Below are 13,022 nucleotides of genomic sequence, written 5' to 3' on the forward strand. Positions count from 1 at the left end.
CAATTGGGTCTGAGGTCGGTCCGTTGTTCAGGCGACCAGTTTGACGATTTTCCGGGCGGCATCGGCCATGGAATCGCCGCTGACGATGGTCAGACCGCTGGATGCAAGGGTGGCTTTGCCCGCCTCGACATTATTGCCCTCGAGGCGAACAACGAGGGGGATGGTCAGGCCGACCTCCTTGACCGCGTCGACAATGCCCTCGGCAATGACATTGCAGTCCATGATCCCTCCGAAGATATTGACGAAGATCCCTTTCACCTTTGCGTCGGTCAGGATGATCTTGAAGGCCGTGATCACCTGTTCGCGCGAGGCTCCGCCGCCGACATCGAGGAAGTTTGCGGGATTGCCCCCGAAATGCTTGATGATGTCCATCGTGCTCATGGCAAGGCCGGCCCCGTTGACCAGGCAGGCGATATTGCCGTCCAGGGCGATATAGTTGAGGTCGACCCTGGAGGCCTCGACCTCCTTGGGGTCCTCCTCATTCAGGTCGCGGAGGGCGACGATTTCCGGGTGCCGGTAGAGGGCATTGTCGTCAAATGAGACCTTGGCATCCAGCGCCAGCATCTCGCCTTCGGGGGTCGAGATGAGGGGATTGACTTCGACCATGGAGGCATCGGTCTCCCAGAACATGCGGAAGAGGTTCTTGAGCAGTCCGGTGGCGCTCTTCCCCTCCTGTTTGTCGAGGCCGAGTTTGAAGACAATCTGGCGGATCTGAAAATCGGCGAGACCAATGGCCGGGTCGACAAAGACCTTGGCGATCTTTTCGGGGGTCTCGCGGGCGACTTCCTCGATCTCGACGCCACCTTCGGTCGAAGCCACGATGACGGGCCGCGAGGTGGCCCGGTCGAGAAGGATTGCCAGGTAGTACTCCTTCTTGATTCCGCAACCTTCGGTCACGTAAAGGGTCTGGACCTTGCGGCCGACCGGTCCGGTCTGAACGGTGACCAGGGTGTTGCCGAGCATCTTCCGGCCAAACTCGATCGCCTCATCTCTGGTCCTGGCCAGCTTGACGCCGCCTTTGAATCCGTCGGTGAAGGTGCCCTTGCCGCGTCCGCCGGCGTGGATCTGGGATTTGACCACGATGAGGGGGGTCGAAATGGCGTCGATGGCCGCGGGCAGGGCGGCGAGGTCCTGGACGGGAACGCCCTTTGGACAGGGGATGCCAAACTTTTCAAAAAGGGCTTTGGCCTGGTATTCGTGAATATTCATGGAGCGAATGTCGGGTGGAAGTCGTGGGAGAAGAGAAAAACCGGTGGGCCGGGAGAGCGCGGACCCGGATTGGGGGCAAAGGTTAACCGCAGGGGATAACTGCGTCTAGGTTATCCTGATCCGAGCAGGTGCTTCATTAGGAATCCCGCCTGCATGGCAGCAATTTCGCTTATGCCTTTTTTCGCCAACCGGGTCAACGCCTGGAACTCTTCCTCCGAGAAGGTGGCCTCTTCGCCCGAGCCCTGGACTTCGACGTATTGTCCCTGTCCGGTCATGACGACGTTGAAGTCGACGGTGGCGTCCTTGTCTTCGAGGTAGGGCAGATCGAGAACCGGGCGGCCCTCGAACATGCCGACGCTGACCGCGGCGATGGAATCCCGAAACGGATTTTCTGCGATCTTGCCGGAGTCGACCAGTTGCTGGACGGCGAGCCGGCCCGCGAGGTAGGCCCCGGTGATGGAGGCGGTCCGGGTGCCGCCGTCGGCCTGGAGGACATCGCAGTCGATCCAGAGGGTGTGATCGGGGAGCTTCTGCAGGTCGACCACGGCGCGCATGGCGCGACCGATCAACCGTTGGATCTCGACGGTGCGCCCGTCCATTTTCCCACGGGAAATGTCGCGCGATTTGCGCTCGTGGGTGCTGTAGGGCAGCATGGAGTACTCGGCGGTCAACCAGCCGCCGGTCACGCCCTGTTGGCGCATCCAGGCGGGGACGCGCCGGTCGATGGTGGCGGCGCAGATGACCCGGGTGTGGCCGAAGCTGACGAGGACGGATCCGGAAGCGTGCGGCGCGATGCCGGCCTCGAACTGGATCGGGCGGAGCTGGTCGTCAGCCCGGCCGTCGATGCGGTTGGGCTCAGTCATCGATTTCTGTTTTCATGGGCTTCCTTTTCGTCGGGTGTCTCGAACTCGAAGCCGTGCATCTTCTCGGATTCCCCGGAAGTTGTCATTACTTTATAAATACACCAGGCGAACAGGCCGGTCACGAAACCGACCGAGATGGTCATGGTCACCCAACCTCCGGTTGTCATGAGGTGAATCCTTTCGGAAGGTTCTTGAATTTCTCGTCCCAGCGTTTTCCGGTGATCGAGACGACGATGGAGATAAAGACGGTGAAGAGGATCATGATGCCCACGCTGAGGCGGGCCACCGTGCTGGCGGGTCGGGTTTCCGACCCGAGAAGATCGACCACGTATCCGGTCGGGTTGAAGGAGGCACCGGCGAATTGGCCGTTCCAGCCAAGCAGGTTGAAGAGGACCCAGAGGACGAAGATGATCATGAGGTAGGCGGGGGCAACGTACTTCATGATCGGTTTGAAGAAATCCGGGATGCGGAAGGCCGCCCCCCGGTGAGCTTCCTCGAAGCCCCGTTCCACTCCCATGACCCACGAGAAGAGGATGATCATGAGGAAGCCCTGGATGAAGATGAAGAAGGTTCCGGCCCAGAAATCAATGGTGTCGAGTGCCTTCAGGTTCTGGCTGAAATACCAGACGAACATCGAGCCCATTCCGGTCAGGACTCCGAGGATGGCCACCGACTCCCGGCGGCGGATCGAGAGGGCCTCTTCAAGGAAGGCGATGCCCGGCTGCAGCATGGAGAGGGAACTGGTGACGGCGGCGAGGAAGAGGAGGAAAAAGAAGAGGAACCCGAAAAAGGCCCCGAACGGCATGGTGGCAAAGACGATCGGAAGCACATTGAAGCCGAGGCCGAAAGTGCCCTGGCCGACGAGGCCGGCCGCGCCGAGAAACACGAAACCGGCGGGCAGGGTGATCAGTCCCCCGAGGCCCACTTCGCAGAACTCATTGGCGCTGGTTGCGGTGAGGCCGCTCAGAACCACGTCGTCGGTATCCTTCAGGTAGCTGGCGTAGGTCGCGATGATTCCGAAGCCGACCGAGAGAGAGAAGAAGATCTGTCCGGCGGCGGCCATCCAGAGTTCCGGATTCTTCAGCTGGTGGGCGACATCGCCGGGGTTCCACATGAAGCCCAGACCCGCGAGGACGGACTGTTCGGGTTTGTCGGGGATGGGAGCCCCGAGGGTGAGAACGCGGACAAGGATGATGACCGCGATGACGATGAGTGAGGGCATGGCGAACTTGCAGAAAAGTTCGATGCCCCGGGAGAGGCCGCGGTAGATCAGGAAGTAGTTGAGGAAATAGACGGCGATGACGAAAATGCCCACCTGGTCGAGGCTGAAACCGATGGCGAACCCATCATGGTTCAGGCCGACGAAGCGCGCGAAATAGGCCCCGGAATCCATTCCGACCTGACCGAGGGTGCCGGTCAGGTAGTTGACGGCATAGCCAAGACACCAGGCTTCGATGTAGACATAGTACATGTAGACGCCGATGGGGATGATGATCCCGAGAACGCCGAGGTACTTGGCCCAGGGTCTGCGGATGAGCAGGGCAAAAAGGGCGGGGCTGGAGTGGACGCCGTAGCGGCCGCCATATCGTCCGAGAGTCCACTCCGCCCAGCAGATCGACATCCCGATGACGAGGAGGGAGACGAAGTAGGCGATCATGAAGGCCCCGCCCCCGTACTGGGCGGCCTGGCCCGGAAATCGGAGGAAATTGCCGAGTCCCACGGCGCTGCCGGAGACGGCGAGGATGACGCCAAGTCTTGAATTCCAGCTTTCCGCCGGCTGTTTGTGGGACATGTGGGTCGAGTTAAGCGGTCTCGGAGGCCGTGCCAAACCTTTATTTGGGAAGGTGAGACCGCGGGGGCGGTGGAGCAGGGTGGAGGACTCGGGACTCGAAGGGGTTTGCTTCTCGTCTGGACAGGAATCCGGAGATGGCGACACTGCGGGTGTGTTCAAGACGCTCGATCGTCATATCCTTTCGGAGTGGCTGGCAATTCTGGGGCTGGTGACTGGAGCCACCTTCGGTCTGCTCATGCTTGAAGACATGTTTGGCGGGATCCGGGATCTGCTGCGGTTCGGGGCCAGCATCGGGCAGATCGGATTCTACTACCTGATACTGGCGCCGAGTTTCCTCAAGATGGTGCTGCCGATCTCCATCCTGATCTCACTGCTTTACAGCCTGGGCCGCCTCCATCGAAACAACGAGTTCACGGCACTGCGATCGGCCGGGATCGGCCTGGTCCGCATGACCCGATGGATCTGGGTGGTGGGTTTTGTCCTTTCGGGTCTTCTCTTCTTTCTGCAGGGAGGCGTGATCCCCTGGTCGGTCGAACAGTCCCGGCGTCTCTGGGACAATCTGGAATTCGCCCATCAGGCGCAGGTGGCGGACACCGATGAAGTTGGTCTTGTTTACGGACTCGCCTTTGACAACCAGCGTGACAACCGGCTCTGGTACATCAACCGATTCAGTGAATACAGTTTCCGGGCCTATGGCTTGACCATGTCGGAGATGGATTCGTCGCGCCGGGAGGTCCGGCGGATCATGGCCAGTGAAGGCTATTTCGACGAAGTGGACGGAGTCTGGGTCTTCCTGAAGGGACGGGATATCGGCTTTGATCCGGAAACGGGAGACGTCATCCGTCCGGTGGCCTTCGAACGACTCACCTTGCCGGCCGATCGGGATGACCCGCGGACCATGCTCCTGCTCGGCGAGGACGCGAAGGACCTGTCCTTCTTCGAGCTGCGATCCATCATGCAGACCCTGACTCCGGAGGAGAATCCGAAGCTGCTCAGCCATGCCGTCTACTACCACCAGATGCTGGCCGAGACCATGCGTTGTCTGCTCATGGTCGGGCTGGCCATCCCCTTTGCCGTGACCGGGGTGAGGACGAACCCCGCGGTGGGGGTCTCGAAATCAATGGGTCTTTTTCTCGTCTATTACCTCCTCACCGTGGTCAGCACGACCGTGGCCGAGCGGGGTCTGGTCGACCCCCTTCTCGCCGCCTGGTTCCCGAACCTGATCATGCTGACGGTGGCCCTCTGGTTGATGCGCAAGCTGTTCTGATGGTGGACTGCGGAATCAGCGGATGAGCCTGAAGCATCCGCATTCCGCCATCGCGATGCCTCCCTCCGTCACTCTTCCTTGGCAGCCCGGGCGGCGGCGATGATCTTCTGCTCGAGTTCGCGGGGGACTTCCTCGTAGTGATCAAACTCCTCGGTGTGCATGCCACGGCCACCGGTCAGGGAGCGCAGAGTGGTGGAGTAGTGATAGAGTTCCTTTTGCGGGACGAGCGCCTTGATCACCTGGAACTGGCCTTCGGTATCCATTCCCTGGATGCGGCCCCGCCGGGAGGAGATGTCGCCCATGACGTCGCCCATGTGGCTGTCGGGGATCTTGACCGTGATGGCGCAGATGGGCTCAAGCATGCAGGGCTTGGCGTTGTTGAAGGCTTCCTTGAAGGCGAAATAGCCGGCGATCTGGAAGGCGATGTCCTTGGAGTCCACCGGGTGCATCTTTCCATCGTAGAAGTCGATTTTCACGTCGGTGACCCGGTAGCCGGAGATGATGCCCTCGTTGCAGGCGGCCTGGACCCCCTTTTCGACCGAAGGGACGAAGACCCGGTCGACATTGGTGCCGACAAGGCTGTGACTGAAATCGACTCCGGAGTCGCGGGGTGCGGCCTCGACCCGCATCCAGACCTCGGCGAACTGGCCGGCGCCGCCCGACTGTTTCTTGTGGCGGTACTTGGAATCGGCCTTGCCCCGGATAGTTTCCCGGTAGGGGACCCGCGGTTCGGACAATTCGACCTCGACATTGAAGCGGCGCTTCAGGCGTTCCACGATGATCTGCAGGTGGAGTTCGCCCTGACCGGAAATGACGGTCTGGTGCAGCTCGGAATCGACCCGGTGCTGGAAGGTCGGGTCTTCCTCGTGAAGCGTGGCCAGGCCGACCGCGATCTTTTCCTCGTCGCCCTTGGCCTTGACCCTGAGGGCGGCGTGGATGTTCGGTTTCGGGTAAGTCACCCGGGGAAGGGTGAGGATGTGTTTGGGGCTGCAGAGCGTGTCCCCGGTGTGGGTGTCACGGAGCTTGACCACGGCACCGATATCACCGGGGCCGACGTGGTCGACCAGGTCGCGGTTTTTTCCGTTGAGGATGAAGAGCTGGCCAAGGCGTTCATTGACCTTGCGGCCACTGTTGAAGAGGTCGGATCCCGCCCGGATAGTGCCGGAGTAGACGCGGAAAAAGGACATCTCGCCGACATGGGCCTCGCTCAAGGTCTTGAAGACATAGGCCACCGGTTCGGAATTGGTCAGCTCGACGCTGGTTTCCGCCCCCGACTCTTCATGGGCGGTCACCCTGACCCGGTCGACCGGGGACGAACCATACTTGGCGATGAAGTCCATCAGGCGGGCCACGCCGACATTGGTTTCGGCCGAGGTGGCGAAGAGCGGTATGAAGGCCTCGCTTTGGACGGCTGCATGGATGCCGCTGCGCATTTCCTCTTCACTCAGCGATCCCTGTTCGAAAAACTTCTCAAGGAGCGTGTCATCGGACTCGGCGATGAATTCGATCATTTCGCGGTGGAGTTCCTTGACTCTTTCGAGGAGTTCACCCGAGGCGGGTTCCTCGGTGAAACTGCCGCTGCCATCGGTCTTGAAGGTGATGACTTCACTGCGGGGAACATCAAGGACCCGGTTGAAGCCCGGTCCGGCATTGATCGGGACAGTCAGGGGAAAGACCTGCTTGCCGAAATGGGACCGGCAGGATTCGAGACACTGGTCAAAGTCGACGTGTTCCTTGTCCAGGCCGTTGATGACAATCATCTTGGGCATCCCGTAGTGGCTGGCGTAATCCCAGACCTGGTGGGTGCCGATCCCGATACCATGAGTGGCGCTGATCGCCACCAGGGCGAAATCCCCTACCCGGATGGCGCCGAGTCCTTCAGAAATGAAGTCCATGTAGCCGGGGGTGTCGATGATGTTGAACTTGCGGTCCAACCATTCGGTGTGAAGGAGCGAGGCGTGGACCGAAATCTGGTGGTCTTTCTCGCTGACATGGTAGTCGGAGACGGTCGAGCCGGCCGAGATCGAGCCGAGGCGGTTGATGACGCCGCTGCAGGCCAGCATGGCCTCGGTCAGCATCGTCTTGCCGCTCGCGGCATGGCCGACGACAGCGAAGTTTCTGATATCCTCCGGTTTATAATCCTTCATTTGGTGTCTGCACGATTGATGGTTTGACGAAAGGGTTTGCGGGAGGCCCGGGCTGGCGGACCTTCGGATGCCCCCGCTGCCTGTGCCCCGGGCTTCCTTCCCGCCCGGTTTTCATCCTCGTTGTGACAGAACGGGCGATGAGAGGGCAGGGGATCGGACATGGGGGTTTTCTAGGGTCGGGGACCCTGAAAAACAACCCTTATGTGGCATCTCGGATGGTTCTTTTCGCACAGTCGCCTCAGAGGTGGTCCCGACTGACGGAAACGCACGCGGTCAGGCAAAGCGGAACACCCCGAGTCCATCACGGGGGTCGGGCGGTTCATCGGCGCGCCAAGTGCGGCCGGCCCGGGACAGGCTCAGCAGACCCGGACAATCTCAAGCTGCCGGGGCCGGGTCGAGGTCGTCTGGCTCACCGTTTCACCGGCCCGGCGCCCCACCAGCAGTTTCCCGATTGGAGATTGGGGAGTGATGACGGAAATAGTCTGCTCCTTGTCCTTGATTTCCACGCCGCCGGCGGTCGGGATGAGGAAGTATACCTCGAGCCCATCCTTGGACTGGACCTCGACGATGGCACCGATCGCGATCGGTTCGCCCTCGCCGAAGGTTTTCAATTCCATTGACTGGCACCGCATCAGGGCGGATTCGAGTTCGACCGCGACTTTGGCCTGTCCGGCCGCGCGGTAGGAGGCCTCGAGACTGTGGGTGTCGAACCGGTTTTCCGGCTGGCTCTCTTCGTGGGTGGCTTCTTCGTAGGCGTCACGGGCCCCATCCCTGATGACGGCAAGCTCCTCCTTGAGGGACTCGATGACACGTTGAATCAGATGCGATTTGTCTATCATGACGGCCTGCGGTGGGTGAATCAGGGTATTGGACCGGCGGGATTTCCTGATTCGTATCGGGCGATCGGGCGTGCGAAAAAGACGACGGTGAAGGAGCGGGGAATTCTGGAAACGAGGACAGGATCTGATCCTTGATCGAGAATCCGCAGGATGAATGAAGAGAACACTGATTACAAGCAGGATAGAGCGGACAATCGCGTCTTGGATCCCGGGGGTCGGCCTCGGTGGGGCCGGCCGGCCCCATCTGCGCTAAAGGACGAACTCCGGGGCCTTCCAACGAATAAGATGAGCAATGGTTTGATCGCCATCGGATTTATTTCCTGTTTCTGATCGGTTGACCCCACGTTCCTCTCCATGGTGATCCGGATATTCCTGAAGTTCCTTCTGACGTCGTCCGGCTTTCTGGCATTCCTGGTCCTGCTGGCGGTGCTTCTCGAGCCTGACCCTGACCCGTTGGCGATCGCCTATTCGTCGGATGAGCTTGCCGCTGCCGCAGACCTTAGGTCCACCCATTACGACACCACCCATCCTCCGGTCATCAATCAGCAGGTTGACTACTCGGAGGGGGTGTCGGCGCCGTGGTATCCGAAAGAGGAGTCCCCGATCCTGGCCGGATGGGTGGCGCAGGGGATCCTGCCGCCAGTGGCCGAGCGGGTGGGTCCGGAACCGGTCGTCATGCTCGGGGTGGATGGCCTTGGCCGCTATGGCGGCACCTGGATGCAGGGTACGAATGCCGCCCGCAATGTGGATACCTTCGGCACGCTCTACGCCGACGCTCAGCTGGTGCGCTGGTCCCCGCTCGGTTACCCGATCGTGCCGCACGTGGCCAAGTCCTATGAGATCCTTGAAGGCGGGCGGACTTATGTGTTCCATCTGCGCAAAGGGATGCGGTGGTCCGATGGTGCCCTGTTCACGGCGGACGACATCCTCTATTGGTGGGAATACGAGGCGCTTGATTCTTCCCTGGGCCGGGATGCGGCCGCCCTTGACTACAGAGTCATGGAGTTCAGGGGGCGATTGGGCCGAATTCGCAAAATCGACGAGCTGACCGTGGCCTTCGAATTCGATGAACCCAATGGGATTTTTCTCAATCTCCTCGCGACCTACGCGGGCAGCTACCTGACCTCCACCCCGGCACATTACCTGAGGCGGTTTCATCCGACGCTGGGGGATCCGGAATTCATAAGGGAAATGATGGATTCCTATCAGATGCCGAGCCCGGCGGCCCTTTACGTCAAGATCAAGAGCTGGGACAACGTGGAGCATCCCCGACTCTGGCCCTTCATCTACCGCACGCACAAGTCCACCCCACCTTATGCGTATGTTCGCAATCCCTATTATTTCGCCGTCGATCCGGTCGGTCGGCAGCTGCCTTATCTCGACCGGGTCCAGTATGACATCAAGTCGACCGAACTCCTGAGTCTGGCCGCGGCCAACGGGGATTTCTCGCTGCAGACCGGTTTTTCCCCCTCCGACTACACCATGATGATGGAGAATCGGAAATCCGGTGACTATGAAATCTATCATTGGACGGTCGGCGACGGATCATCGGCTCTGATCTTTCCGAACCTCAACCTCCGCTACGATCCCAACGACCGGATCGGGGCCCGGAAGGTCGTTCTCCTGCGGGACAAGCGCTTCCGACAGGCGCTGTCGATGGCGATCAATCGGCAGGAGATCATCGATGTGAGCTACCACGGGATGAGCGAGGCGGTTCAGGCCGGCCCGGGACCCGAGTCGATCTTTCACGAGCCCGCCCAATACCACGCCTTCACCAGACTGGATCCCGACGGCGCGAACCGTCTGCTCGACGAGATTGGCCTGATTGAACGTGACAGCGAGGGGTTCCGAACCCTGCCGGACGGCAGTCGCCTGCATTTCTTTCTCAATTTCCAGTATGGAACGAACTACCTGGGGGGGATGCTGCAGAGCGTCGTGGACGACTGGGCCCGGGTGGGGATCCGGGCGACGGCCAGGGAACGTTCGGTCAATCTCTTCCGGATCGAATTCGAGGGGTTGCAGCACGAGTTCTCCGTGGTCGGGGCCACCGGCCAGATGCTGCCCCTGAATCTGCCCCGCCTTTTCACCCTGACGCGGGGGGCCTGGTATGCCTCGGCCTGGGCCCGCTGGTTCGATCTGGGTGGGTATTATGGCAAGGCGGTCAGGCTGGGCGAAGGGGTCCAGCGACCACCGGATGACTCTCCCATCATGGAAGCGGTGGCCATTTACGACCGTGCCATCCGTGAGTCGGACCCCCGCAAACAGGCGGAGATCTTCCGCGGGGCCCTGAAGATCGCAGCCGAGGAGCTCTGGTCGATCAATATCGCGAGCAGCCCCCCCGTTTTTGCCGCGGTCAAGAACGGCTTTCACAACGTACCCCGTCAAGTGGTTTACAATTGGGACATGCTCGGATTGGGCGGGTCGGGGCGCGAAACCTTCTATTTTGACGAACCGAGCGATTCGCCCGGAGCGATCGCCCAGACCGCGGAAGCCATGGTCAGGCCGACGCTGCCGCCCCGCCTGGCCGGGGCGCGTTCGGCGCCCGAGGGGTCGGTTGAGGCAGACGGATGGGTCGGCCGCACCTTCCGCTGGCTCTTCCTGACGGGTTTGCTGGCCGGGTTGGCCCTCGTTGCTTTCAGGCATCCCTTCATCGGACGGCGCATCCTGATCATGTGTCCGACCCTTTTTGTCATATCGATCGTTGTCTTCACCATCATCCAATTGCCGCCGGGCGACTACCTCACATCGATGATATCGCGGTATGAAGTGCTCGGCGAACAGGCGGACATGAGCCGGATCGAGGAACTCAAGACTCTCTTCAAGCTGGATCAATCCGTCGTTGGCCAGTACCTGGGATGGTCGGGCCTCCGGTGGTTCGTGACCTTCTCCCCCGAGGACAAGGGCCTGCTCCAGGGCCATCTCGGGCGATCAATGGAAACGCTTGCCCTGGTCAACGACATGCTCGGGGACCGCCTCCTTCTCACCGTGGTGATCAGCCTGGGAACGATCCTCTTCACCTGGATGGTGGCGTTGCCCATCGGAATCTACTCGGCCGTTCGGCAGTATTCAATTGGTGACTACGTGGTGACGTTCTTCGGCTTTCTCGGCATGTGCATCCCGAATTTCCTGCTCGCCCTGCTCCTCATGCACTTCGCCTCCCAGTGGTTCGGTTTGAATATCTCCGGCCTGTTCTCGGCCGAGTACGGGGCTCAGCCGGAATGGACCTGGGGCAAATTCTTCAACCTGCTCGAGCATCTCTGGCTGCCGGTCGTGGTCCTCGGTGTGGCCGGAACGGCTTCGATGATCCGGGTGATGCGGGGCAATCTTCTCGATGAATTGCGCAAGCCCTACGTCACGACGGCCCGGGCCAAGGGGGTACGGCCGGTCAAGCTGCTGCTCAAATACCCGGTCCGCCTTGCCCTCAACCCGTTCATCTCCTCGATCGGTGTGCTCTTTCCCCAGTTAATTTCGGGAGGCGCCATCGTGGCGATGATTCTCAGCCTGCCGACCATCGGACCCGAGATGATCTATGCGCTGACCAGCGAGGACATGTACCTGGCGGGCACCCTGCTCATGCTGCTCAGCGTCCTCGGGGTGGTGGGCACACTGGTCAGCGATCTGCTGTTGATGGCCCTGGATCCGCGAATCCGCATGGAGTCGGGAAGACGATGAAGGCGATGGACGATTCCGGAAAACCGCCATCCTCGGGAACCCCGTCTCCGAAAGGGGCGGCAGGTGAGTTGCCGGTGGACACCCCGGCCGTGGACATTGCCGTCCTTTCCCAATGGCAATTGATCCAGACGCGGTTCCGCCGGCACCGGGTGGCCGTGGTTGCGCTCTACCTTATCGTCTTTCTCTATTTCCTGGCGGTCTTTGCGGGTTTCTTTGCACCCTATTCGCAATACCGGAGGGATGCCGCCGATTCGTTTGCGCCGCCGCAAGTGCCCTTCTTCAGTCTGTCGGACGGGTTTTATTCGTATCGTTCAGTGCGACAGGAGGATCCGATCACCCTGAAGCGCACCTATCGGGTGGACCGGACCCGGAAGATCCCGCTCGGCTTCCTGGTCGAGGGCGACAGCCATTCATTTTTGGGCCTTTTCGAATCGCGCCTTCACTTCTTCGGCGTCGACCTGGAGAAATGGCGGTCGACGGTCCATGATTCATCGGAGGCTCCGCCCTCGTTTCTTCTGCTCGGGGCGGACCGCTACGGACGGGACATCCTCAGCCGGGTGCTCCACGGCTCCCGCATCAGCCTTTCGATCGGCCTGGTCTCCATCGTTATCACCTTCATGCTCGGATCCCTGATTGGAGGGATTTCCGGCTACGTCGGCGGGCGGGTCGACACCCTGATCCAGCGGTTGATTGAGATCATCAACTCGTTTCCCCATCTTCCGCTCTGGATGGCGATCGCCGCGATCGTGCCGGGCACCTGGCCGCCGCTTCGTATCTATTTTGCAATTACGATTGTACTCAGTCTGCTCAACTGGACGGGGCTGGCCCGGGTCGTTCGCGGCAAGATCCTCTCGCTGCGGGAAGAGGAATACGCGATCGCGGCGCGCCTGCTGGGCGCGTCCCACTCCCGGGTTCTCTTTCGGCATCTCCTTCCCGGCTTCACCAGCCACATCATTGTCACCCTGACCTTGAGCATCCCGGGAATGATCCTTGGGGAGACGGCGCTGAGTTTTCTCGGATTGGGTCTGCGGCCGCCGATCGTCAGCTGGGGCGTCATGCTCCAGGATTGCCTGAATCTGCAGGTGGTGGCCGACTATCCCTGGCACCTGACGCCCGTCCTCTTCATCATCATCACCGTTTTGGCCTTCAATTTCCTCGGCGACGGCCTCCGCGATGCGGCCGATCCCTATTCGACGCGTTGAGGAAGGGGAACGCGGCACGGGGTCGGAACCG

At 60.8% G+C, this 13,022-nt stretch carries 9 protein-coding genes; 3 read left to right on the forward strand and 6 right to left on the reverse strand.

The window, feature by feature from the left end:
- Positions 1 to 27: 27 nt before the first annotated feature.
- From sucC to R3F07_05490, 4 genes are all read right to left on the reverse strand, one after another.
- Entirely contained in the window at positions 28 to 1,209 is a 1,182-nt protein-coding gene (sucC, locus tag R3F07_05475; GenBank protein ID MEZ5275810.1) for an ADP-forming succinate--CoA ligase subunit beta, read from the reverse strand.
- A 110-nt stretch (positions 1,210 to 1,319) separates the two neighbouring features.
- Positions 1,320 to 2,072, reverse strand: coding sequence for a ribonuclease PH (gene rph / locus R3F07_05480; GenBank protein MEZ5275811.1), 753 nt, complete (start codon positions 2,070 to 2,072; stop codon positions 1,320 to 1,322).
- A complete protein-coding gene (locus tag R3F07_05485; GenBank protein MEZ5275812.1) occupies positions 2,069 to 2,239 on the reverse strand; it encodes a hypothetical protein in 171 nt (56 codons plus the stop codon). Before R3F07_05485 ends, rph begins: the two co-directional genes overlap by 4 nt.
- A complete protein-coding gene (locus R3F07_05490; protein ID MEZ5275813.1) occupies positions 2,236 to 3,864 on the reverse strand; it encodes a sodium-dependent transporter in 1,629 nt (542 codons plus the stop codon). Before R3F07_05490 ends, R3F07_05485 begins: the two co-directional genes overlap by 4 nt.
- Positions 3,865 to 4,015: 151 nt before the next feature.
- Here R3F07_05490 and R3F07_05495 point away from each other — a divergent pair, with 151 nt between their 5' ends.
- Entirely contained in the window at positions 4,016 to 5,131 is a 1,116-nt protein-coding gene (locus R3F07_05495; protein MEZ5275814.1) for an LptF/LptG family permease, read from the forward strand.
- Positions 5,132 to 5,199: 68 nt separating this feature from the next.
- Here the strand turns inward: R3F07_05495 and fusA are convergent, their stop codons facing one another.
- Both fusA and R3F07_05505 read right to left on the reverse strand, forming a co-directional pair.
- Complete coding sequence (gene fusA / locus R3F07_05500; GenBank protein MEZ5275815.1) at positions 5,200 to 7,278, reverse strand: elongation factor G; 2,079 nt, start codon at positions 7,276 to 7,278, stop codon at positions 5,200 to 5,202.
- 356 nt (positions 7,279 to 7,634) lie between these two features.
- The gene (locus R3F07_05505) at positions 7,635 to 8,117 is read right to left on the reverse strand and encodes a GreA/GreB family elongation factor (GenBank protein MEZ5275816.1); all 483 of its coding nucleotides are present in this window, start codon (positions 8,115 to 8,117) and stop codon (positions 7,635 to 7,637) included.
- 354 nt (positions 8,118 to 8,471) lie between these two features.
- Here R3F07_05505 and R3F07_05510 point away from each other — a divergent pair, with 354 nt between their 5' ends.
- Together R3F07_05510 and R3F07_05515 are read left to right on the forward strand one after the other, a co-directional pair.
- The gene (locus tag R3F07_05510; GenBank protein ID MEZ5275817.1) at positions 8,472 to 11,789 is read left to right on the forward strand and encodes an ABC transporter substrate-binding protein; all 3,318 of its coding nucleotides are present in this window, start codon (positions 8,472 to 8,474) and stop codon (positions 11,787 to 11,789) included.
- Positions 11,786 to 12,991, forward strand: coding sequence for an ABC transporter permease (locus R3F07_05515; GenBank protein ID MEZ5275818.1), 1,206 nt, complete (start codon positions 11,786 to 11,788; stop codon positions 12,989 to 12,991). The genes R3F07_05510 and R3F07_05515 overlap by 4 nt, the downstream gene beginning before the upstream one ends.
- Positions 12,992 to 13,022 lie beyond the last annotated feature (31 nt).

The organism is Opitutaceae bacterium (assembly GCA_041395105.1).
GTDB lineage: Bacteria > Verrucomicrobiota > Verrucomicrobiia > Opitutales > Opitutaceae > B12-G4.

Excerpts from the sequence above, each read along its gene's own strand:
- R3F07_05505 (MEZ5275816.1), bottom strand. The coding sequence starts at position 8,117 with ATGATAGACAAATCGCATCTGATTCAACGTGTCATCGAGTCCCTCAAG.
- fusA (MEZ5275815.1), bottom strand. The coding sequence starts at position 7,278 with ATGAAGGATTATAAACCGGAGGATATCAGAAACTTCGCTGTCGTCGGC.
- R3F07_05510 (MEZ5275817.1), top strand. The coding sequence starts at position 8,472 with ATGGTGATCCGGATATTCCTGAAGTTCCTTCTGACGTCGTCCGGCTTT.
- R3F07_05490 (MEZ5275813.1), bottom strand. The coding sequence starts at position 3,864 with ATGTCCCACAAACAGCCGGCGGAAAGCTGGAATTCAAGACTTGGCGTC.
- rph (MEZ5275811.1), bottom strand. The coding sequence starts at position 2,072 with ATGACTGAGCCCAACCGCATCGACGGCCGGGCTGACGACCAGCTCCGC.
- sucC (MEZ5275810.1), bottom strand. The coding sequence starts at position 1,209 with ATGAATATTCACGAATACCAGGCCAAAGCCCTTTTTGAAAAGTTTGGC.
- R3F07_05515 (MEZ5275818.1), top strand. The coding sequence starts at position 11,786 with ATGAAGGCGATGGACGATTCCGGAAAACCGCCATCCTCGGGAACCCCG.
- R3F07_05485 (MEZ5275812.1), bottom strand. The coding sequence starts at position 2,239 with ATGACAACCGGAGGTTGGGTGACCATGACCATCTCGGTCGGTTTCGTG.